Annotated in this window: 22 protein-coding genes; 16 read left to right on the forward strand and 6 right to left on the reverse strand. The window is 61.8% G+C overall.

Annotation, left to right across the window (positions count from 1 at the left end):
- Positions 1-42: 42 nt before the first annotated feature.
- Positions 43-1953 (forward strand): beta-N-acetylhexosaminidase, encoded by a 1911-nt coding sequence (locus tag V8P77_RS30410; RefSeq protein ID WP_335915907.1) that lies wholly within the window; start codon positions 43-45, stop codon positions 1951-1953.
- A 44-nt stretch (positions 1954-1997) separates the two neighbouring features.
- Here V8P77_RS30410 and V8P77_RS30415 read toward each other — a convergent pair whose 3' ends face one another.
- Positions 1998-2909, reverse strand: coding sequence for an ROK family protein (locus tag V8P77_RS30415; protein ID WP_335915909.1), 912 nt, complete (start codon positions 2907-2909; stop codon positions 1998-2000).
- 275 nt (positions 2910-3184) lie between these two features.
- Here V8P77_RS30415 and V8P77_RS30420 point away from each other — a divergent pair, with 275 nt between their 5' ends.
- From V8P77_RS30420 to V8P77_RS30460, 9 genes are all read left to right on the forward strand, one after another.
- The gene (locus V8P77_RS30420) at positions 3185-3763 is read left to right on the forward strand and encodes an exopolysaccharide biosynthesis protein (RefSeq protein ID WP_206103077.1); all 579 of its coding nucleotides are present in this window, start codon (positions 3185-3187) and stop codon (positions 3761-3763) included.
- Between the two features lie 150 nt (positions 3764-3913).
- Positions 3914-4867: a sugar-binding transcriptional regulator gene (locus tag V8P77_RS30425; RefSeq protein WP_064650889.1), complete on the forward strand. Its 954-nt coding sequence runs from the start codon at positions 3914-3916 to the stop codon at positions 4865-4867.
- A 146-nt stretch (positions 4868-5013) separates the two neighbouring features.
- On the forward strand, positions 5014-6324 hold the full coding sequence (locus tag V8P77_RS30430; RefSeq protein WP_335915912.1) for an ABC transporter substrate-binding protein: 1311 nt from the start codon (positions 5014-5016) through the stop codon (positions 6322-6324).
- Positions 6325-6462: 138 nt separating this feature from the next.
- On the forward strand, positions 6463-7335 hold the full coding sequence (locus tag V8P77_RS30435) for a carbohydrate ABC transporter permease (protein ID WP_335915913.1): 873 nt from the start codon (positions 6463-6465) through the stop codon (positions 7333-7335).
- A 1-nt stretch (position 7336) separates the two neighbouring features.
- Positions 7337-8167: a carbohydrate ABC transporter permease gene (locus V8P77_RS30440; RefSeq protein WP_335915914.1), complete on the forward strand. Its 831-nt coding sequence runs from the start codon at positions 7337-7339 to the stop codon at positions 8165-8167.
- Positions 8168-8185: 18 nt separating this feature from the next.
- Positions 8186-9184, forward strand: a complete 999-nt coding sequence (locus tag V8P77_RS30445) for an ABC transporter ATP-binding protein (protein ID WP_335915915.1) — start codon at positions 8186-8188, stop codon at positions 9182-9184.
- Positions 9185-9265: 81 nt separating this feature from the next.
- Positions 9266-10747: a mannitol dehydrogenase family protein gene (locus V8P77_RS30450; RefSeq protein ID WP_335915916.1), complete on the forward strand. Its 1482-nt coding sequence runs from the start codon at positions 9266-9268 to the stop codon at positions 10745-10747.
- Between the two features lie 94 nt (positions 10748-10841).
- Entirely contained in the window at positions 10842-11531 is a 690-nt protein-coding gene (locus V8P77_RS30455; RefSeq protein WP_335915917.1) for an HAD family hydrolase, read from the forward strand.
- Positions 11531-13114: an FGGY-family carbohydrate kinase gene (locus tag V8P77_RS30460; protein WP_335915918.1), complete on the forward strand. Its 1584-nt coding sequence runs from the start codon at positions 11531-11533 to the stop codon at positions 13112-13114. The genes V8P77_RS30455 and V8P77_RS30460 overlap by 1 nt, the downstream gene beginning before the upstream one ends.
- 65 nt (positions 13115-13179) lie before the next feature.
- Here V8P77_RS30460 and V8P77_RS30465 read toward each other — a convergent pair whose 3' ends face one another.
- Positions 13180-14034 (reverse strand): MurR/RpiR family transcriptional regulator, encoded by an 855-nt coding sequence (locus tag V8P77_RS30465; RefSeq protein WP_335915919.1) that lies wholly within the window; start codon positions 14032-14034, stop codon positions 13180-13182.
- A 234-nt stretch (positions 14035-14268) separates the two neighbouring features.
- On the opposite strand from V8P77_RS30465, the gene V8P77_RS30470 reads away from it, so the two are divergent.
- Positions 14269-14982 (forward strand): sulfate transporter family protein, encoded by a 714-nt coding sequence (locus V8P77_RS30470; RefSeq protein ID WP_335915920.1) that lies wholly within the window; start codon positions 14269-14271, stop codon positions 14980-14982.
- Between the two features lie 3 nt (positions 14983-14985).
- Here the strand turns inward: V8P77_RS30470 and V8P77_RS30475 are convergent, their stop codons facing one another.
- On the reverse strand, positions 14986-15411 hold the full coding sequence (locus tag V8P77_RS30475) for a VOC family protein (protein WP_335915921.1): 426 nt from the start codon (positions 15409-15411) through the stop codon (positions 14986-14988).
- A gap of 83 nt (positions 15412-15494) precedes the next feature.
- On the opposite strand from V8P77_RS30475, the gene V8P77_RS30480 reads away from it, so the two are divergent.
- On the forward strand, positions 15495-16073 hold the full coding sequence (locus V8P77_RS30480; RefSeq protein WP_335915922.1) for a TetR family transcriptional regulator: 579 nt from the start codon (positions 15495-15497) through the stop codon (positions 16071-16073).
- Here the strand turns inward: V8P77_RS30480 and nth are convergent.
- Complete coding sequence (nth, locus tag V8P77_RS30485; RefSeq protein WP_222355188.1) at positions 16038-16844, reverse strand: endonuclease III; 807 nt, start codon at positions 16842-16844, stop codon at positions 16038-16040. The two genes, V8P77_RS30480 and nth, sit on opposite strands and share 36 nt — an antisense overlap.
- Here nth and V8P77_RS30490 point away from each other — a divergent pair.
- Both V8P77_RS30490 and V8P77_RS30495 read left to right on the forward strand, forming a co-directional pair.
- Positions 16843-17340 carry a DUF2244 domain-containing protein gene (locus V8P77_RS30490; RefSeq protein ID WP_029871804.1) on the forward strand — a complete coding sequence of 166 codons (498 nt, stop codon included), beginning with the start codon at positions 16843-16845 and terminating at the stop codon, positions 17338-17340. The genes nth and V8P77_RS30490 overlap by 2 nt on opposite strands.
- A gap of 178 nt (positions 17341-17518) precedes the next feature.
- A complete protein-coding gene (locus tag V8P77_RS30495; RefSeq protein WP_335915923.1) occupies positions 17519-18391 on the forward strand; it encodes a methylated-DNA--[protein]-cysteine S-methyltransferase in 873 nt (290 codons plus the stop codon).
- A 14-nt stretch (positions 18392-18405) separates the two neighbouring features.
- Here V8P77_RS30495 and V8P77_RS30500 read toward each other — a convergent pair whose 3' ends face one another.
- Both V8P77_RS30500 and V8P77_RS30505 read right to left on the reverse strand, forming a co-directional pair.
- Entirely contained in the window at positions 18406-18921 is a 516-nt protein-coding gene (locus V8P77_RS30500) for a hypothetical protein (protein WP_335915924.1), read from the reverse strand.
- A gap of 6 nt (positions 18922-18927) precedes the next feature.
- Positions 18928-19905 (reverse strand): sugar-binding transcriptional regulator, encoded by a 978-nt coding sequence (locus tag V8P77_RS30505; RefSeq protein WP_335915925.1) that lies wholly within the window; start codon positions 19903-19905, stop codon positions 18928-18930.
- Positions 19906-20330: 425 nt separating this feature from the next.
- On the opposite strand from V8P77_RS30505, the gene tal reads away from it, so the two are divergent.
- Together tal and V8P77_RS30515 are read left to right on the forward strand one after the other, a co-directional pair.
- A complete protein-coding gene (tal, locus tag V8P77_RS30510; RefSeq protein WP_003543075.1) occupies positions 20331-21296 on the forward strand; it encodes a transaldolase in 966 nt (321 codons plus the stop codon).
- 93 nt (positions 21297-21389) lie between these two features.
- Positions 21390-22058 carry a DUF1345 domain-containing protein gene (locus tag V8P77_RS30515; RefSeq protein ID WP_335915926.1) on the forward strand — a complete coding sequence of 223 codons (669 nt, stop codon included), beginning with the start codon at positions 21390-21392 and terminating at the stop codon, positions 22056-22058.
- Position 22059: the final 1 nt, after the last annotated feature.

Consider the following 22059-nt stretch of genomic DNA (forward strand, 5'->3'; position numbering starts at 1 on the left):
AACCGCGATCCCGGCCACTCAGCGACGAGGCAGGGCACGACCATGGCCGATTACCATCTGGAAGCAAGCTGGAGGCCGATCGAGGGCAGTTTCGGGCGCCTCACCTTCACGCTTTTCAATCTTTCGACCGAGCCGCTGTCCGGCTTCTCGCTCGCCTATACCTCAGAGACGCGGGTTGCCGACAAACATGTCTGCGACGGCGGCAGCCTCAAGCGGCGGGTCGCGCATTTCCATGAATTCCTGCCGCCCGAGGAGCTCAGCGTGCCGCCCGGCGGGCGCTGGCGGTTCACCGTCGAGGGGCTGACCAGGGAGCCGAAACATATGACGGCTGGCGTCAAATCGGCCTATCTGACACTTGGCGACGGACGTCACGTTCCTGTTGGTTTCGGCGATCTCATGCTCGAAGGTCGGGATGGCGGCGTGGCGTTGCCGCTTCTACCGCCGGGCCGGACGGAGGAACCTTATTCGCTGCTGCCCTGGCCGCTGGCGCTCGGGCTGAAGGCGGGAGAGCTGCCGGTCGTCCTCTATCCGGCAGCGCGGACGCTGCCCGATGCGGTCAAGGGGCTCTCGCTGGTTCTGGAGCTCTACCAGCGGCTCTATCCGGCCGACAATATGCCGTTTTCCCTCAGTGCCGTCGAAGGCGGGCGGGCGATTCGTTTCGTCACCGAATCGTCGATCGCCGCCTTTGCCTACGAATTGCGCTTTACGGCGCATGAGATCGTGCTTTCGAGTGCGGATGACGCCGGGCGGCATTACGGGCTGATCAGCCTGGCGCAACTGCTGCACGGCGCCCGCGCCGATCGCGAGCGCTTCAAATTCCCCAATTTCGGCGCGATCGCCGACCAGCCGCGTTATGACTGGCGCGGCTGCCATCTCGATGTGTCCAGGCAGTTCTATCCGGTGGCAGACGTCGTGCGGCTGATCGATATTCTCGCCTGGAACAAGCTCAACATCTTCCACTGGCATCTGACCGATGACGAAGCGTGGCGGCTGGAGATCAAGGCCTATCCCGCGCTGACGGAGATTGGTGCCCGGCGCGGGCCGGATGAAGTGCTCGTGCCGCAGCTCGGCGACGGGGCGCAAACGCGCTCCGGCCATTACACGCAGGAGGATGCCAGCCGGATCGTTGCGCATGCCGCCTCGCTGCATATCGAAGTGGTGCCGGAAATCGATATTCCAGGCCACAGCATGGCGACGCTGTTCTCGTTGCCCGAGCTTGTCGACGGGCAGGAGGCGCCGGACAGTTACCGCTCGGTGCAGGGTTATCCGAACAACGCCCTCAATCCGGCGGTGGAATTCACCTATGAATTTCTCGGCAAGGTGTTCGACGAGATGGTGAGGCTGTTTCCCGGCGAATATCTCCATATCGGCGGCGACGAGGTGGCGCATTGCTCCTGGCTTGCCTCGCCGCTCTGCAAGGCACTGATGGAGCGGGAGAAACTAGCCGGCACCGCCGAGCTGCAATCCTATTTCCTGAAACGTATCAAGGCCATGCTGTCGGAGCGCGGCAGGAAACTTGCCGGCTGGAACGAGGTCTCGCACGGCGGCGGGGTCGATCGCGACGGCACGCTGCTGATGGCCTGGGAAAAGCCCGCCGTCGGCATCGAGCTCGCGCAGCAAGGCTACGACGTGGTGATGACGCCGGGGCAGGCCTATTATCTCGACATGGCGCAGGCAGAAGCCTGGGCCGAGCCGGGCGCCAGCTGGGCGGGCCACGCGCCGCCGGAACACACCTATGCTTACGAGGCCGAGGGCGAGCTGCCGGAGGCGCTGCAGGAAAAGATGCGCGGCATCCAGGCCTGTATCTGGACCGAGAACTTCCTCTCTCGCGCCTATTTCAACCGACTGGTTTTTCCGCGTCTCCCGGCAATCGCCGAGGCTGCCTGGACGCCTTCTGCGCGCAAGGACTGGGATCGGTTCGTCGCGATCGTACGGATGTGGCCGGTGCTTTAAGGAATCGCAATTCCGGACGGAAAACGCACTTTCGTAGAATTGCTTCAGGCCGTCTCGGCCTTCAGTCCCAGCAGTGCTGCGCCGATCAGCCCGGGCTCGATGCGGCATACGCTGCGCACCACCAGCGGGCGGTCGAACTTGCGCAGGATGCGGGCGCGCACGGCGTGGTCGAGCTCGGCAAGCAGCGGCTCGACATTGGAAAGCCCGCCGCCGACCGGCACGATGGTCGCGCCGGTGATGTTGATCGTCAGCGCTAAGGGCGAGGCAACGAGATCGACATAGACGTCGATCGTCCGTGTCGCCTTCTCCTCTCCATGGCACCACTGGGCGATGATCTCCTCGCTGGCAAGGTCGAGATCGTGCAGCGTCTTGTGCAGGCGCTCCAGGCCGCGGGCGCCGCCGACGGTGTCGACGCAGCCTTTCTGGCCGCAGCCGCAGGCATAGGCGGGAATAGCGACGGGTGGATTGCCGGCTGCCGATGCGATGATCGGCCCATGACCCCATTCGCCGGCAAAGCCGCCGGCCTCGTTGACGAGGCGTCCGTCGGCAACCAGGCCGCCGCCGACTCCGGTGCCGAGGATGGCGCCGAAGACGATGCGGTGGCCGCGGCCGGCGCCGAGACCGGCTTCGGCCATCGCGAAACAGTCGGCGTCGTTGGCGATCAGCACCGGCAGGCCGAGCTCGGCTTCGAGGTCGGCGCCAAGCGTGCGTTCGTGGATGCAGGGAATGTTGGCGCAGATCAGGCGCTGCGTATCGGGATCGACGACGCCGGCGATGGAAAGGACGATGCGGCTCGGCTGCTCGCCGGTCTCGGCTATGATGCCGCGCAGGGTCTCGACGAAAGCGGCAAAATCATCCCTGGGCGTCGGGCGGCGGACGAGGGGAAGGATGTCTGTTTCGGAGCGGGCGATGCCGCCCTTGATGGCGGAGCCGCCGATGTCGAATGAAATGATCATTGCCACTCTGCCGTTTTTCTGGTCTTCGAGCGTCTGCTCGCACTGTTGGCAGGGAATTTCAAGCCTTCATTCGGCTGCGGTGTCGTCGGGTTTAGGGTCGTGCCGTGTGGCAGCCCAATTTCTAACCCGGCAAGTCATTCAAATGGCATATTGCATCGCCAGAATTCGACCCTAGACTTTCATCAGTTCCCGGACCCATGACGATCGAAAACGCCGACACCGACAGACGCAGAAGCCGAAGACCACGTCCCAAAGGCCGTCGCCTCTCATCCATCCTGCGGCAGATGGCCGCCGACCAGAGCCGCGAGCGGATCTCGATCGGCGATCTGTTCGAAACGATGGGCGACAGGGCGATCAGCGCGTTGATGCTGATCTTCGCGTTGCCGAACGCTTTTCCCACGCCGCCCGGCACTTCTGCCGTGCTCGGCGCGCCGTTGGTCTTCCTGGCAGCGCAGCTGACCTTCGGGCTGAAACCTTGGCTTCCGAAGGTGATTGCCGACCGTTCGATGCGGCGGGAGGATTTCGAGACCATCGTCGGCCGCATCCACCGCTGGCTCGCCTGGGCCGAGCGCATGCTGAAGCCGAGGCTTGCGATCTTCGCCGAACCGCCCGCGGAATATCTTGCCGGGGCGGCATGCCTGTTGCTGTCGATCGTGCTGCTGCTGCCGGTCCCGCTCGGCAATATCCTGCCGGCGGTCACGATCTCGGTCTTCGCGTTCGGGATCTTGGGCCGTGACGGGCTCTTCGCGCTCATCGGCTTCGTGATGACGGCCGTGTCGCTCGTCGTTGCCGGCGGGGTGATTTACGGTCTCGTGAAGGCGGCGATCTATCTCGTCGTGCAATGGTTTGCGTAAACGGAGTTTGCTTGAGTGACGGCGGTTATTTGGCCGACCTCTTTGCAACAGGCTCGACATTTGCCGGAATTTTGTTTTGATCTGGCGCGATACAGACTCAAATCATGTTCGGCGGCGGCACGCCGGTTCATTTTGCGCGGTAGGCAATAGATGGTAAAAAGATCCGAGACCCCTGCACGGCTCGACGATGCGGCGCGTGCCGGCTGGCTCTATTACGTCGCCGGGCGCACGCAGGATGAAATCGCCGCGGCGATGGGCATTTCACGACAATCGGCGCAGCGGCTGGTGTCGCTGGCGGTCGCCGAGCGCCTTATCAAGGTGCGGCTCGATCATCCGATCGCCGCCTGCCTGGAGCTCGGCAATCAGCTGCGCCGGAAATTCGGGCTGAAACATGTGGAAGTGGTGCCGAGCGATCCCGCGTCGTCGTCGACGACGGTCGGTATCGCCGAGGCGGCCGCGGCCGAGATCGAGCGGTGGCTGAAACGGCCGGAGCCGATCGTGCTTGCCATCGGCACCGGCCGCACGCTGAAGGCGGCCGTCGACCAGTTGCCGGCGATCGAATGTCCCAATCACCGCATCGTTTCGCTGACCGGCAATATCGCCCCGGACGGATCGGCCGCCTATTACAACGTCATCTTCAGCATGGCTGATGCCGTGAAGGCGCGGCACTATCCGATGCCGTTGCCGGTGCTCGTCACCTCGGCGGAGGAGCGGGAGCTGCTGCATGGCCAACAGCTGGTGCGCTCGACGCTCAACATGAGCGCACAAGCCGATGTCACCTTCGTCGGCATCGGTGAGCTCGGTATCGATGGGCCGCTCTGCGTCGACGGTTTTCTGGAGAAGGACGAGATGATGGAGCTGATGCGCGGGGGCGCCGTCGGCGAAATCTGCGGCTGGATCTTCGATGTCGACGGCAGGTTGATCGACAACCCGATCAACGAGCGCGTCGCGTCGGCGCCGATCCCGTCCCGCGACGCGTCAATGGTCATTGGGCTGGCCAAGGGCAAGCGAAAATTCAAGGCGATCAGGGCTGCCGTTGTCGGCCACCAAATCAACGCTCTGATCACCGATGAAGAGACTGCTGAGTTTTTGCTCAGGAATTGAGCAAAAAATATTCTAATTAAATCAGCGCGATAACCATCCCCTTCGGCATCGCAGCAACGATTGTCGATTGACATTCATTGCCGTTTGGTGAGTAATTGCCCATGAGCGAAGCGAATGCTCACACCCCATCTTCTGGGAGGAAGATTATGACATTGAGAACTTTTCTGCTGGGCGCCTGCTCAGCACTGGCGTTTGCCGGCATGGCTTCGGCCGAAACGCTGACAATCGCAACCGTGAACAACGGCGACATGATCCGGATGCAGAAGCTGACGGATGATTTCAAGGCGAAGAATCCCGGCATCGACGTTGAATGGGTCACCCTCGAAGAAAACGTGCTGCGCCAGAAGGTCACGACCGACATCGCGACCAAGGGCGGCCAGTACGACGTCTTGACGATCGGCACTTATGAAGTTCCGATCTGGGCAAAGCAGGGCTGGCTGGTGCCGCTCGACAATCTCGGCGCCAATTACGACGTCGACGACCTGCTGCCGGCGATCCGCAGCGGCCTGACCATGGACGGCAAGCTTTATGCGGCGCCGTTTTACGGCGAAAGCTCAATGGTCATGTACCGCAAGGACCTGTTCGATGCTGCCGGCCTGAAGATGCCCGAAGCCCCGACCTGGGACTTCATTGCCGATGCTGCCCGCAAGATCACCGACAAGGACAAGGAAGTCTACGGCATCTGCCTGCGCGGTAAGGCCGGCTGGGGCGAGAACATGGCCTTCCTGACGGCCATGTCCAACTCCTTCGGCGCCCGCTGGTTCGATGAAAGCTGGAAGCCGCAGTTCGACCAGCCCGAATGGAAGGACACGCTCGACTTCTACGTCAAGCTGATGAAGGATGCCGGCCCTCCGGGCGCTTCCTCCAACGGCTTCAACGAGAACCTGGCGCTGTTCCAGACCGGCAAGTGCGGCATGTGGATCGACGCCACCGTTGCTGCGTCCTTCGTCAGCAACCCGAAGGAATCCACGGTTGCCGACAAGGTCGGCTTCGCTCTGGCTCCGGATAAGGGCCTCGGCAAGCGCGGCAACTGGCTGTGGGCCTGGAGCCTTGCCATCCCGGCAGGTTCGCAGAAGGCCGAAGCCGCCGAGAAGTTCGTCGCCTGGGCCACGAGCAAGGATTACACCAACCTCGTTGCCGAGAAGGACGGCTGGCTGAACGCACCTCCGGGCACCCGCGCCTCGCTCTATGCGAATGCCGAGTACCAGAAAGCGGCTCCCTTCGCCAAGACGACGATCGACTCGATCAACGCGGCCGATCCGAGCAAGCCGACCGTCAAGCCGGTTCCCTATGTCGGCGTCCAATTCGTGGCGATCCCGGAATTCCAGGGCATCGGCACGGCGATCGGTCAGCAGTTCTCGGCAGCCCTTGCCGGCCAGCTTTCGGTCGATCAGGCCCTGCAGAGCGCACAGCAGCTGGCAACCCGCGAAATGACTAAGGCCGGCTACATCAAATAAAGCCTCCCGAGCAAGAGGCGGATGCTTGACAATCCGCCTCTCTGGGCCGCCGATTGCCCGAACTGCATCGGCGGCCGCTTTTTTCAGACAAAGCTGCCTTGCGGCCGCTCCCCGCTTCAGTCCAGATCGGTGATTGCCATGGCAACCTTACACACCCGCTCCTCCGCGCGCCTGATGATTGCGCCCTCCGTGCTGCTGCTCTTTGCGTGGATGATCGTCCCGCTCGTGATGACGATCTATTTCTCGCTGCTGAACTACAATCTGCTCAGCCCCGGCATGGAAAGCTTCGTCGGTTTTCTGAACTACGAATACTTCCTGACGGATCCGGCCTTCCTCGCCGCACTGATCAACACGCTGCTGCTCGTCGCCGGCGTCCTGTTGATCACCGTCATCGGCGGCATCGCCTTTGCGCTGCTGCTCGACCAGCCGATGTACGGCCAGGGCATCGTGCGCATCCTGGTGATCGCGCCGTTCTTCGTCATGCCGACGGTGGCCGCACTCGTCTGGAAGAACATGTTCATGAACCCGGTCAACGGGTTGTTTGCCCATCTTGCCAAGGCGCTCGGCCTGCAGCCGATCGACTGGCTGGCGAATGCGCCGCTGTTTTCCGTCATTCTGATTGTCGCCTGGCAATGGCTGCCCTTTGCCACCCTCATCATGCTGACCGCGCTGCAGTCGCTCGACGAGGAGCAGAAGGAAGCCTCTGAGATGGACGGCGCCGGGCCGATCTCGAAGTTCATCTACATCATCCTGCCGCACATGGCGCGCGCCATCACCGTGGTGATCCTGATCCAGACGATCTTCCTGCTTTCGGTCTTTGCCGAAATCCTCGTCACCACCAATGGCGGGCCGGGCACCGACAGCACCAACCTCACCTATCTCGTCTACGCTCAGGCGCTGCTGCAGTTCGATATCGGCGGGGCATCGGCGGGCGGCATCGTTGCGGTCGTGCTTGCCAATATCGTCGCGATCTTCCTTGTCCGCCTCGTCGGCAAGAATCTGGAGGCTTGAGATGGCCAGAAAAGTCACAACCAAGCGCAAGCTCATCTTCACTGCGATCGCCTGGACGCTCGGCATCCTGATATTCTTCCCGATTCTCTGGACGTTTCTCACCAGCTTCAAGTCGGAAGCCGACGCCATCGCCTCGCCGCCGCAGTTCCTGTTCTTCCACTGGACGACGGAGAACTATGCGGAGGTGCAGAGCCGGTCGAACTATCTCAGCCACTTCATGAACTCGGTGATCATCTCCTTCGGCTCGACGCTGATCGGCCTGATCATCGCCATTCCGGCCGCCTGGGCGATGGCGTTTTCGCCGACCAAGCGGACCAAGGACGTGCTGATGTGGATGCTGTCGACCAAGATGATGCCGCCGGTCGGCGCGATGATCCCGATCTATCTGATGTTCCGCAATTTTGGTCTGCTCGACACGCGCACCGGCCTGGTGATCGTGCTGACGCTGATCAACCTGCCGATCATCGTCTGGATGCTCTACACCTACTTCAAGGAAATCCCCGGCGAGATCCTCGAAGCTGCCCGCATGGACGGGGCGTCGCTTGCCAAGGAAATCATCTATGTGCTGACGCCGATGGCGGTGCCCGGCATTGCCTCGACGCTGCTCTTGAACATCATCCTTGCCTGGAACGAGGCGTTCTGGACGCTCAACCTCACTGCCTCGAAGGCAGCACCACTGACGGCCTTCATCGCGTCCTATTCCAGCCCCGAGGGCCTGTTTTACGCCAAGCTCTCGGCGGCATCGACGATGGCGATCGCGCCGATCCTGATCCTCGGCTGGTTCAGCCAGAAACAACTCGTCCGCGGCCTGACCTTCGGCGCTGTGAAATAACATAAAAGGGAGAGAAACATGGGCAGCATTACCCTTCAGAAGGTTTCCAAGGTCTTCGGCGAAGCGAAGGTCATCCCTTCGATCGATCTCGACATCAAGGACGGCGAGTTCGTCGTCTTCGTCGGCCCGTCGGGCTGCGGCAAGTCCACGCTGCTCAGGCTGATCGCCGGGCTCGAGGACGTCTCCGGCGGCAAGATCGTCATCGACGGCAGGGACGCCACCGAAAAGGCGCCGTCGGAGCGCGGCCTTGCCATGGTGTTCCAGTCCTACGCGCTCTATCCGCATATGAGCGTGCGCAACAACATCGCCTTCCCGCTGAAGATGGCCGGCATCGACAAGGCGGAGATCGATCGCAAGGTCAGCGATGCCGCCCGGGTGCTCAACCTCACCGATTATCTCGAGCGCAAGCCGCGCCAGCTTTCCGGCGGCCAGCGCCAGCGCGTGGCGATCGGCCGGGCCATCGTGCGCCAGCCCTCGGCCTTCCTGTTCGATGAACCGCTGTCGAACCTCGATGCGGCACTGCGCGTCAACATGCGTCTCGAAATCAGCGAGTTGCATCAGCAGTTGAAGACGACGATGGTCTACGTCACCCACGACCAGGTGGAAGCCATGACCATGGCCGACAAGATCGTCGTCTTGAACAGGGGCAATATCGAGCAGGTCGGCTCGCCGCTCGAACTCTACAGCCGCCCGCGCAACCTCTTCGTCGCCGGCTTCATCGGATCGCCGAAGATGAACTTCATCACCGGCCAACATGCCGCCGCGCTGAATGCTCATACGATCGGCGTCCGGCCCGAACACGTGCTGCTGTCGATGGAGAGCGGCGACTGGAAGGGCAGGGTCGTGGTCGCCGAACATCTCGGCTCCGACACTTTCCTGCATATCGATGCCGAGGGCATCGGCATGATGACGGCGCGCGGCAGCGGCGATTTTGCAGCCAGGGCCGGCGACACGGTTTTCCTGACGCCGGACCGTTCGCGCATTCACAAATTCAACGAGGGCGGCCTTGCCATCTGACGCGGGCCACCGGGGGGGCAGGCATGCGAGCCGGACGATGATGCCCGGCCGTCTCGGCAAGACCTTCAAGAGGACTGAAACATGACGTGCAAACTATCGCTGGCAACGCTTTCGGACGTGGCAAAAACGGCGGCCATCCCTGGATATGACAGGGCGTCGCTCAAAGCCGGCATCGTGCACTTCGGCGTCGGCAATTTCCACCGCGCCCACCAAGCGGTCTATCTCGACGATCTCTTCAATGCCGGCACGGATCACGACTGGGCGATCGTCGGCGCCGGTGTGCTGCCGTCGGATGCCGCCATGCGCGAAAAGCTTGCGGCGCAGGATTTCCTGACGACGGTGGTCGAACAGGACAACAACAAGACGGCGGCGCGGGTCACCGCACCGATGATCGACATCCTGCCGGTCGGCGATGCCGCTGCGATCATCGCCAGGCTTGCCGATCCCGAGATCCGCATCGTTTCGATGACAATCACCGAGGGCGGTTATTTCATCGATGCATCAGGCACGTTCAATCCTGCCCATCCGGCGATCGCCGCAGACGGAGAGAATCCCAACGCGCCGAAGACGGTGTTCGGCCTGATCGTTGCCGGCCTGAAGGCGCGCAAGGACAAGGGCATCCGACCCTTCACCGTCATGTCCTGCGACAACATTCCCCACAACGGCATCGTCACCGCCAATGCCGTGGTCGGCACGGCAGCCCTTTCGGACCCTGCCTTTGCCGACTGGATCCGGGCGAATGTCGCCTTCCCGAACGCCATGGTCGACCGCATCACGCCGGCGACCAGCCAGCGCGAGGTCGATTTCCTCAGGGACAATTTCCAGATCGAGGACAGTTGGCCGGTCTATTGCGAGGAATTCAAACAATGGGTGCTCGAGGATAAGTTCACCGCCGGCCGGCCGGCGCTGGAAAAGGCCGGCGTCACCTTCGTTGCCGATGTCACGCCTTACGAGCATATGAAGATCCGCATCCTCAACGGCGGACATGCCGCGATCGCCTATCCGGCGGCGTTGATGGACATTCATTTTGTTCATGATTCCATGGAAGACCCGTTGATCCGCGCCTTCCTCGCCAAACTCGAGAAAGACGAGATCATTCCGATCGTGCCGCCGGTGCCGAACACGTCGCTGACGGATTATTTCGCGCTGATCGAACATCGCCTGCTCAACCCGAAGATTGCCGATACCATTCCGCGGCTGGCGCAGGACGGCTCGAACCGCCAACCGAAATTCATCCTGCCGTCGACGCTCGACAATCTGCGTCAGGGCAGGGATGTGGTCGGTCTGGCGCTGGTTTCAGCACTCTGGTGCCGTTATTTCGCCGGCAAGACCGACAGCGGCAAGGACATCGTCTTCAACGACGCGAGCGCAGAGCGCCTGCATGCGGCGGCGCTGAAAGCCAAGGACGATCCGTCGGCCTTTCTCGTCTTCGACGATATTTTCGGCGAAGTGGCGAAGTCCGAACTTTTCCGCAAGCGTTTCGCCCATGCTCTCAAAACCCTGTGGGAAAAAGGCACGCGGGAGACGCTGCAGCTCTATCTCGACGGCAAGCTCGCAGTGTAAGGAATTCGGCGGCGGTATCTACTGCCGCCATTCATCCGGCCTTGCGAGTGAAGCGGGACGGTAACGTCCGAATTGAACTCAGGTTGGGTCTTCCATGGCTGATGCTGAAACACGGCTGGTGATCTTCGATTGCGATGGCGTACTCGTCGACAGCGAGCCGATCTCGATCAGCGTGCTCGTCGGGGCGATGAACGATCTCGGCGTCTCGATCACCGAGGACCAGGCCTATGAGCGTTTTCTCGGCCGCAGCCTGTCGACCCTCATCGATACTTTGGAAACCGAATTCAACGTCCATGCCGACGAGGAATTCCTCGAGCGTATCCGCACCGATCTCTACGCCCGTTTTCGCACAGAATTGAAGCCGATCGACGGTATCGCCGCGGCGATCGACGGGCTTGGCGTTCCCTGTTGCGTTGCCTCGTCCAGCCAGATGGAACGAATCCGGTTGTCGCTGTCGGTGACCGGACTTCTCGACAAGCTGCCCGACATCTTCAGCGCGACGATGGTCAAGCGCGGCAAACCGGCGCCCGACCTCTTCCTGCATGCGGCGCGTGAAATGCAGGTCGAGCCTGCTCATTGCCTTGTCGTCGAGGACAGTCCGGCCGGCATTGCGGCCGCCAAGGCGGCCGGCATGACGGTCTTTGCCTTCACCGGTGGATCACACGCCAATTTCGCCGGATACCGCGCCGAACTCGACCGCCTTTCGCCGGAAGTGGTGTTTGACGCCATGCCGGATTTGATACACCTTGTCCGCAACCATAAGCTGGACGGGACCAAGACTTGATGCGTGATTATGTGGTTGCGGTGGATATCGGCACGGGCAGCGCGCGCGCCGGGGTCTTCGACGCACGCGGCCGCCTGCTCGCCAAGGCCGAGCATCCGATCGTGATGAACCGGCCGCGCGAAAACCATGCCGAGCACGATTCCGAAGACATCTGGTCGGCCGCCTGCATAGCCGTGCGCAGGGCGATGGAGCAATCCGGCATCGCCGCCGCCTCGGTCGGAGCGATCGGCTTCGACGCCACCTGTTCGCTCGTCGTCCGTGATATCGAGGGTCGGCAGCTCAGCGTTTCCACAGGCGGCGAGGCGCGTTTCGACACGATCGTCTGGCTCGATCACCGGGCGCTGAAGGAAGCCGATTTCTGCACGGCGACGGAGCACAGGGTGCTCGAACATTCCGGCCACGTGATGTCGCCGGAAATGGAAATGCCGAAGCTGATGTGGCTGAAGAAAAAGCTGCCCGCTACATGGGAAAAGGCCGGCTACTTCTTCGATCTCGCCGATTTCATGACGTGGAAATCGACCGGATCGCCCGCCCGTTCGCGTTGCACGCTGACGGCGAAATGGAACTATCTCGCGCATCTCAAAAACGGTTGGCAGCAGGATTTCCTGGAGCGGATCGGCCTCGAGGACCTTCAGGCGCGCGGCCACCTGCCGGATGAGACCACGCCTGTCGGAGACAGCGTCGGCCGGCTGACTGAGGAAGCGGCGGAAGCGCTGGGGCTGACGACGGACTGCCATGTCGCCGCCGGGATGATCGACGCCTATGCCGGCGCACTCGGTGCGCTCGGCGGTTACGCCGCCGATCCTGTCAAACGCGAGCACCAGCTGGCGCTGATTGCCGGCACGTCGAGCTGCATCGTTACCTTCTCGCGGGAACGCAAGCCGAGCCATGGCATGTGGGGTCCCTATTACGAGGCTGTCTTTCCGCAATCCTGGCTGGTGGAGGCCGGGCAATCGGCGACCGGTGGGTTGCTCGACCATATCGTGCGGATGCATGCGGCCGGTGGCGAGCCGACGGCAGCGCTGCATCAGAAGATCGTCGCGCGCATCGCCGAATTGCGGGCCGAGGAGGGCGATGCCTTCGGCGCGCGGATCTTCGTGCTGCCGGATTTCCATGGCAACCGTTCGCCGCTCGCCGATCCGCATGCCGTCGGCGTCGTCAGCGGGCTGACGCTCGATACGTCCTTCGACGGTCTCTGCGCGCTCTATTGGCGCTCTGCGGTGGCGATTGCGCTCGGCATCCGCCATATCCTGGAAATGATGAAGGAATACGGCTACATGCCCAATACGCTGCATATTGCCGGCGGGCATGTGAAGAACCCGGTGCTGATGGAGCTTTATAGCGATGCGACCGGTTGCAAGGTCGTGGTGCCGAAGATGAACGAGGCGGTGCTGCTCGGCACGGCGATCGCAGCATCCGTCGCCTGCGGCTTGTACAAGGATCTGGCGGCGGCCGGCGAGGCGATGTATCCGGGCGGCGACGAACGGCTTCCCGACAGGGCGAAGCAGGCACTCTACGACCGCGACTACCGCCGTCTTCTCGCCATGCACCGGCACCGCTCCGAATTGGAAACGATGCAATAGGGCGGCGCGCGTCTTTCAGACGTGGGCGCTCCATCACGTTGAATCTGCGCCTAATCCTGTTAACATTAGTGGTTCGCCGCCTCGCCGAGGACGGTCGCGAATTCCATCATGCGGCGGCGGCGAAGTGCCGCTTCCTCTCCGACTTGGAGGATGACGGATTCCGACAGGCAATCGAGCAGCGCGATCAGCGGCGGAAGATTGTCGAGATCGGGGGCGCGCGCGGGCGGCAAGGACAGCATGACATTCGACTGGTCCGCCATCCAGTCCGCCTGCTGCGGCGAAATGAGAACCACCTTATAGCCATAGCGCCGCGCCGTTCTGGCAAGCAGCCGCGCCTTGGCAAAGCGGCGACAATCGATGATGACGAGCAGCGCGTCGTCGACCGCCAGCCGTGCGAAAAGCTCCGCGAAACGATTGTCGGCGGCGTCGAGCGTGCGCACGCCGTCACGGGCTTGCGTCAGCCGCTGGCAGAAATGGTTGGCCAGGCTTGCGAGCCGCGCATGAGTGGCGATCGACACTTCGCGCGCAGTGCTGATCAGGCCGACGGCTTCCGACCAGTGCGGCTGCGCCGTCAGATGATAGATATGATGGAGGGCCTGGATCTGTTCGGCAACCAGCACGGCGAGCGGTTTGCCCTCCGCGGCGTCGGCATGCAGCTCGCTCATGGCGCTCTGCAATTGCGCTGGCGATGTCGTCACGGTCTCGCGAATCTCCACCTTGACGCTGTCCAATCCCTGGTAGCCGAGCGCGCGCAGGAAGCGCCCGACGGTCATCGGCGAGAGATCCAGCCTGTCGGCGACGGACGCGGCCGTCTCGAACGGCAGGTCGTTCAGATGTTCGGTGAAATATTTCGCGATACGACGCTCGGCTGGCGTGCCGGTTTTTGCGTATTGCCTGAGTTTTTGCACAAAGTCTTCCACGTCAGCCTCCCCGTTTTCCTCAGAGGCGTTCCGTGGATGCGCTGTTGCGACCCCTTGTCTTTGCAACTATGTCGGAAGCTGCTTCTCAGGCCCGTGCGTATTTCATGTATGTCACAATATTATATTAGTATTTAGTTTTCGACAAGTTTTCTATTACTGAATGCAATTTTATTCTCTCTTGTCGGTGGCCCGCATCTTTCCTACATCTTCGGCGCAACCGGAGACGCCTGAGACATGATTCTTGACGCCGCTCGACTTTCGCTCGCCAACCTGTTCGCACCGGAAACACGTTCCGTCTTCTGGAAGGTGCTCGGCCTGACGCTTCTCGTGCTCGTCGGCCTTTGGTTCGCGTTGCGCGGGGCCTTCATGGCCTTTCTCTTTCCCTGGCTCACGAGCTTCTTTCCCGATATGCCGGATTGGGCGGGGTGGTTCGCTCTCATCTTCGCAATTCTTGCCGGTATCGGCCTTGCGCTGATGCTGGCGCTGCTGCTTTCGCCGGTCACGGCGCTGATCGCCGGCCTGTTTCTCGACGACGTCGCCGATGTCATCGAAAAGCGCGATTATCCCAAGGACGCGCCGGGCACTGCGATGCCGCTCGGTCCGGCGATGGCAAGCTCGATCAAGTTCCTCGGCGTGGTGATCCTCGGCAACATCGTGGCGCTGCTGTTGCTGTTCATTCCCGGCGTCAATCTGGTCGCGTTCTTTCTGGTGAACGGCTATCTGCTCGGGCGGGAATTCTTCGAATTCGCCGCCATGCGCTTCCGTTCGCCGGATGAGGCGCGGCTCTTTCGCGCCAAGCATGCCTCCACCGTCTTTCTCGGCGGGCTGATGATCGCCCTTTTCCTGGCGATCCCGATCGTCAATCTTCTGACGCCGCTTTTTGCCGCCGGCATGATGGTGCATCTGCACAAGCTGATTTCCGCACGAGACACCGGGTTGCGAGTCTAAGGCTCAAGCGGGCAGGGCGGAGGCGTCGTACATCGCCGCGAATTCGGCGCTCGGCGGGATCGGCTTGATGATGTCGATCAGCACGCCGTTCGGATCGGCGGTGATGAAATGCCGCTGGCCGAAATCCTCGTCGCGGATTTCTCTCAGAATTGGCAGGCCGGCGCTCCGGCAGGCTGCATAGATCGCATCGACATCGTCGACTTCGAAATTGAGGAGCAAGCCGGACACCCTGCCGCGGGCTACGGCCGGGATGGTCTCGTGGCTGCCGTCAAGGATGGCAAGCGCGATATGCTCCTCCTCTGCCGATTGCAGGTGAACATACCAGTCGCTCTCGAACAGAGCTTTGAAGCCGAAATGCGTGCAATAGAAGCTGGCGGTGCCGGCAACGTCGTCGGTCATGATGACAGGATAATAGCTCGTCGATTTCATCTCGTTTTCCTCCTTTTGTTTACATACAATCTGTATGTTTTTCACTATTAACATACATTCTGTTTGTATGTAAAGAGGTGTGCATGAGCCGCAGCAATCGGGAGAGAACGGAACAGACGAGACAGGCACTGATCGATGCCGGTCGGCGTCTCTTCGTCGAGAAAGGTTATGCCGAAACCGCGACGCCGGAGATCGTCGCGGCGGCGAGAGTGACGCGGGGCGCGCTCTATCATCATTTTGAAGACAAGAGGGCGCTTTTTCGGGCGGTTATCGAATGCGAGGCGCGCGCGGTGACCGAGGCGATCGAGGCGCGCTCGGCGCCCTACGCCGCGCCGCGTGCCATGCTGATCGCCGGTTCCTCGGCCTATTTCGACGCGATGATGGCGCAAGGGCGCACGCGGCTGCTGCTGATCGAGGCACCTGCCGTTCTCGGCCCGCTGGCGAGTGCGGCGATCGATGCAGAGAATGCGGAAGCGACGCTGCGGGCAGGGCTTGCAGCGATGCTTCCAGAGGCCGGCGCTATGCTCGCACCGCTGACGTCGCTGCTGTCGGCAGCCTTCGATCGCGCGGCAATCGCGATTGAAGCGGGCGCTGAAAGGCGGCATTACGAGCAGGCGATCGCCGTCCTACTCGACGGCCTCGCCGATCACCTGCGGCGGTAGCTCGACCAGCGGCGCCGGCACATCCCAACTCTTCTCCGGCGATTTGCAGAGATCGGCGATGATACAGCGCTCGCATTCTGGGCGGCGCGCCTTGCAGGTGTAGCGACCGTGCAGGATCAGCCAGTGATGGGCGTGATAGAGGTAATGGTTCGGGATCACCTTCATCAGCCGCGCCTCGACCTCATCGGGCGTCTTGCCGGGGGCAAGCCTGATACGATTGGCGATGCGGAAGATGTGCGTGTCGACGGCCATCGTCGCCTGGCCGAAGGCCATGGAAAGCACGACATTGGCGGTCTTGCGGCCGACGCCCGGCAACCTCACCAGTTCGTCGCGGGTCTCCGGCACCTTGCCGCCGAATTGGTCGACCAGCATCTGCGAGAGCGCGATGACGTTTTTCGCCTTGTTGCGGTAGAGGCCGATCGTTCTGATGTAATCGCGCAGCCGCTCCTCGCCGAGATCGAGCATCTTTTCCGGCGTATCGGCAACCTTGAAGAGCGCGCGCGTCGCCTTGTTGACGCCAACATCGGTCGCTTGCGCCGAAAGTGCCACGGCAACGACGAGCGTGAAGGGGTTGGTGTGCTCCAGTTCGCCTCTCGGTTCCGGCCGCTGCACCGAGAAGCGGCGGAAGATCTCCTCGCGCTCGGCCAGCGAATAGGCCGTGCGCACCGCTGCCGCCGGTTTGCGGCGGGCGATCACATTCGCGTCCTGCGGCGTCTTGGTAACGGATTTGAGTTTCGGATTTGCCATGGAAACTCTATAATCAGCAGCCATGATGGAAAGCAACGCCGACAGCTTCAATGAGCAGCCTGTTTTCGCTGCCGAGCTCTTTCCCCACCGGTCGCTCGGCCGCCGGGGCTTCAAGGTGCTGCTTGCCCTATCCGGTGCCGTCTGCCTGCTTTACGGCACGTTCTTCATTGCGACGGGGGCCTGGCCGATCGGCTTGTTCTTCGGACTGGATTTCCTGCTTCTCTACGGCGCCTTCTGGCTGAATTACCGCTCCGGGAAAGCGCGCGAACAGGTGACGGTATCGCGCACGGACGTGTCGGTGCGCAAGTTTGCGCCATCGGGACGGATGGTGGAGCATCATTTCAATCCGTTCTGGACGCGCTTCCTCGTTCGCCGGCACCAGGAGATCGGCATCCTTTCCATGCATATCTTCGGCGAAGGCCGGCGCACGGATATCGGCTCCTTCCTCAATCCCGATGATCGCGAAAGCTTCGCCAAGGCCTTCAAGGGAGCGCTGGCGACGGTCAAGCAGCGGATCTGAACTGAGCTGTTCAGCTTTTCACGGAAGCGCAGAACCGCTCTAGCTTTTGTTTTTACGCAATTCCGGACGGAAAACCGCTTCGCACTTTTCCTGGCATTGCTCTATCCGGCGGATGCGCAAGAATCGGGTGGTTTGCTCACCGCCTATTGACTATCTCCTTGTGACAAGGAGAAAGACGATGAATATGATTGCCAACCTGCAGACAGACATCACGCCTGACGGCCCTGATTATGACATTGTCCGTCGGGTGATCGAACTCATCACCGAGGATTACCGCGACCAGCCTTCGCTGGAGGCGATCGCGGCGCGGCTCAACCAGTCGCCGACCCAGCTGCAGAAGACCTTCACCCGCTGGGCCGGGCTATCGCCCAAGGGCTTCCTGCAAGCGGTGACGCTCGACCACGCCAAGCGGCTGCTGCGCAAGGAAGACATGCCGCTGCTCGAGACCTCGATCGAGGTCGGTCTCTCCGGGCCGAGCCGGCTGCACGATCTTTTCGTCACCCATGAGGCGATGTCGCCCGGCGAATGGAAGGCCAAGGGCGGTGGTCTCATCATCCGCTACGGCTTCCACATCTGCCCCTTCGGCGTGGCGCTGATCATGGTGACCGACCGCGGCCTTTCCGGCCTAGCCTTCAGCGATTCCGGCGATGAGAGGGCCTGCCTCGAGGATATGACCTGCCGCTGGCCGAACGCCTGTTATGTCGAAGACCTGCAGGCGACGGTCCCCTATGCCGCCCGCATCTTCGAGCCCGGCAAATGGTCCTCCGACCAGCCGCTGCGTGTCGTGCTGATCGGCACGGACTTCCAGGTACGCGTCTGGCAGAGCCTGCTGAAAATCCCGTTCGGCAAGGCCGTCACCTATTCCGATATCGCCAACGATATCGGCAGCCCGACGGCGCAGCGCGCCGTCGGTGCGGCGGTCGGAGCAAACCCGATTTCCTTCGTGGTGCCCTGCCATCGGGCGCTCGGCAAGAACGGGGCGCTGACGGGCTACCATTGGGGCCTCACCCGCAAGCGGGCGATGCTGGGCTGGGAATCGGCGCACGCCTGAGGGGCCGGCCGCAATTAGTCGAAGTCAAAATTGTTGATCCGGGCGATAATGTTGTCATCCAGATTCAATAGGGCTTCGGCGATGTCGATGTGACCTTTCGCGACTGCTTGGGCTGCGCCTGCCGACAGGAGCGTCGATCTGCTCCAGGCTTCATGGCGGTGCAAGCTGACGCAGTCAGTCATCGATGCGATCGCGTGGTGGTAGGCCTCTGCCAGATCGGCAGGTATTTCCGGTCCCCGCCCGGTCATCCGGGCAATTTCGATGCTTGCCGGCAGTTGGTAGAAAGAGAAGTCGATCGGTGTCGTCGTCGCAAGCCCAATCCTGACGATGTGAGGGACCGCCGCGTATGAAGCAGTGTAGACGTCGCCTTGATGGCAGAGGCTTGACCATAGGCTGAACCAAGGTTCCGCATCGGGAGACAAGTCTGGTCCGGCCGGCAAGTCCAATGCTCTCAGCAGCGCCGGGGTATCGGCTGCCGGGCCATAGCAATGTCTCAACTCACCCCAACGCTTGTTGTCAAGTGGAAGCATGTGTTTCTATTCCGCCAATTCCAGCAACGCCCGTGCAGCACTTTCGTCCGTGATCAGCGTGTTGCAGCCGATGCGTTTGATTGTCGCACGGATCGCCACGGCGCGGTGGGCGCCGCCGGAGGAGAGCACGATGTGCTTTGCCTCCTTCAGCGTGTCGAGATCGACGGACATGACGCGCCGATTGATCGAGTGGTCGACCGAATTGCCGTCCTTGTCGAGGAAGTTGAACATCGTGTCGCAGACGCAGCGGGCATCGATCAGTTCCTGCAACTCGGCCTTCGAGATCCAGCCCTCCGACAGCGAGGTCGAATGCGGGCCAATATCGCCGCAACTGACGATCGCCAGATCAAGGTTCTCGGCGAGGCGGTAGATCGTGTCCAGCCCGCATTTCTCGATCAGATTACGCTTGGTCTCGACGGAATCGACGAGAAGCGGCGCCAGGAACATGTAGCATTCGGCGCCGAGCTGGTTTGCCAGCCGCCATGTGTAATCGATCGGGTTCGTCTGGTGCACGGCAACGATGCCGCCGAGCAGCGAGACGACCTTACAATTGGCCCGGCGCGGCGGCCGGAAGCTCGACAGCGAGGCGGTCATGGTGCGGCCCCAGCCGACGCCGATGGTGTAATCGTCGGGGATAGCTTCGGAGAGGAACTGGCCAAGCGCCAGACCGACATTTTTAGCCAGCGAATTGACGTCGCCATTGACCGGCGCAGGGACGACGATCGCCTCGTCGAGGCCGTAGGCGCGCTCCAGCTTCACCGAAAGTTCAACGCAGTCGCCGATCGAATCGTTGATCCAAATCTGGACTTCGCTGCGTTTCATCGCCTCGTCGAGCAAGCGGATCACGGTGGTGCGGCTGATGCCGAGCTGTTCGGCGACGTCCTTCTGGGTCAGGCCCTCGTTGTAATAGAGCCACGCCGCCCTTAGCCGCAGCGAGGATGCCTCCGAATAGGCCGTGTGCGTGCCGCGTTTGAGCTTGACCACATCTCCTCCGCACGATTTCCTGCCCTAGATCCCTGATGGGATGAAGGCCTTAGCGACGCTTTTGTTGCCGGGGATAATGACGGGTGTGACACTTATGTCAATTGAAATGCACAAATGTCCTTGACTTTTCGCAAGGCGAATGGCGATAGTCCGGGTGACACACGTCGTTCTTGTCCGTCCGAGGAGGACATAGTGCGGGCATGCCGAAAGTCACGACCGGCCTTCCAGCCGCAGGCGGCATCGCTTGCGTCCGAGCAGCCGTTCGTTCGCGGCCGGAACACGGCCACTGTCCTTCACGTTTATGAATCATCCGTGACGGATGCGCGCATTTTCGCCTGCAGCATGCAAACAACCTGTTGGTAGATCACCTTTGCCCGGCGGAACTCGCGCCGGTCGCAGCCCAAGTTCAACAAGGATTATTGACCATGACATCCAAGCTTGACCAACTCCGCGAGATTACCACCGTGGTCGCCGATACCGGCGACATCGAAGCCGTCGCCCGCCTGAAGCCGGTCGATTGCACGACGAACCCGAGCATCGTGCTCAAGGCTCTCGGCACGCCGATGTTTGCCGACGCCATCAAGGAAGCCGTCGCCTGGGGCAAGAAGCAGGGCGGCAATCCCGAAGCCGTTTCTTCCGCCGTCGCCGATCGTCTCGCCATCTCTGTCGGTGCAGCCCTGGTGAAGCTCGTTCCGGGCCGCGTCTCGACCGAAGTCGACGCCGATCTTTCCTTCGATACCGAGGCTTCGCTTGCCAAGGCGCGCGCGATCATCGCCGCCTACAAGGACCGCGGCATCGGCCAGGACCGTATCCTCATCAAGCTCGCTTCCACCTGGGAAGGCATCCGCGCCGCGGAAGTGCTGCAGAAGGAAGGCATTGACTGCAACCTGACGCTTCTTTTCAGCAAGGCCCAGGCGATCGCCTGCGCCGACGCCAAAGTGTTCCTGATCTCGCCCTTCGTCGGCCGCATCCTCGACTGGTACAAGAAGTCGACCGGCAAGGACTACACGGCCGAGGAAGATCCGGGCGTCATCTCCGTCCGTGAAATCTACAACTACTACAAGGCGAACGACATCAAGACGATCGTCATGGGCGCCTCCTTCCGCAGCGCCGGCGAAATCGAAGCCCTTGCCGGCTGCGACCGCCTGACCATCAGCCCGAACCTGCTCGACGAGCTCGCCAAGGATGAAGGCAAGCTGGAGCGCAAGCTCTCGCCGGAGAGCCGCAAGCCGGACCCGAAGGTCTCGGTCGACGAGAAGACCTTCCGCTGGATGATGAACGAAGACGCGATGGCGACGGAAAAACTCGCCGAAGGCATCCGCGCCTTCGCCAAGGATCTCGGAACGCTGCGCACCATGGTGCAGAAAGAACTGCAGCTCGCCGCCGCCTGATAAGGCGCGGAATGCAATCGGAGGCGCGGCTGCCAGCTGGCAGGCGCGCCTTTTTCATGCTGTTATCAAGGACATATGCTGTCGGAGACCGAAATGGCGGATGAGGAACGGGCAAACTCGCTTGCGGCATTTGCCTACAAGCATGCGAGCTTCATCATCGCCGTTGTTGCCGGACTGGTGGTTTTCTTGGCTGCGACCTCGCGCGACGTCAGCGCCGGCAATATCCTGTTTGGCTGGAATGTCAGCGCCGGCGTTTTTGTCGGGCTCAGCTGGCGCAAGATGCTGCGGGCGACGGTTGAAAGCATCCGGAAACGCTCGGCGGATCTCGATTTCTCCGACACTGTCCTGCTGGCTCTTTCGATCGGTGCCGCACTTGCCAGCATTGCCGGGATCGGCCTCGAGCTGCATTCGATCAAGGAGGCGGCACCCGACGTCGCGCTGGCGCGGGCAGGTGTTGCGGTTCTGACGATCCTGATCTCCTGGATCTTCCTGCACACGCTCTTCACCATCCACTATGCCCATTATTTCTACGGCGGGGCGGACGAGGAGGGCGGTCTCAAGTTTCCCGACGGGATCGAAGAGCCCGGCTACTGGGATTTCCTCTACTTCTCCTTCACCATCGGCGTTGCTGCCCAGACGGCGGATGTCGCGGTCAGTTCGACCAGCATGCGCAAGCTGACGCTGCTGCATGCCGTGCTGTCGTTCCTGTTCAATACGACGATCCTGGCGCTGGCGATCAATGTCGGGGCGAGCCTGTTATAAT

The organism is Rhizobium aouanii (assembly GCF_037002925.1).
In the GTDB taxonomy this organism is placed as follows: Bacteria; Pseudomonadota; Alphaproteobacteria; order Rhizobiales; family Rhizobiaceae; genus Rhizobium; species Rhizobium aouanii.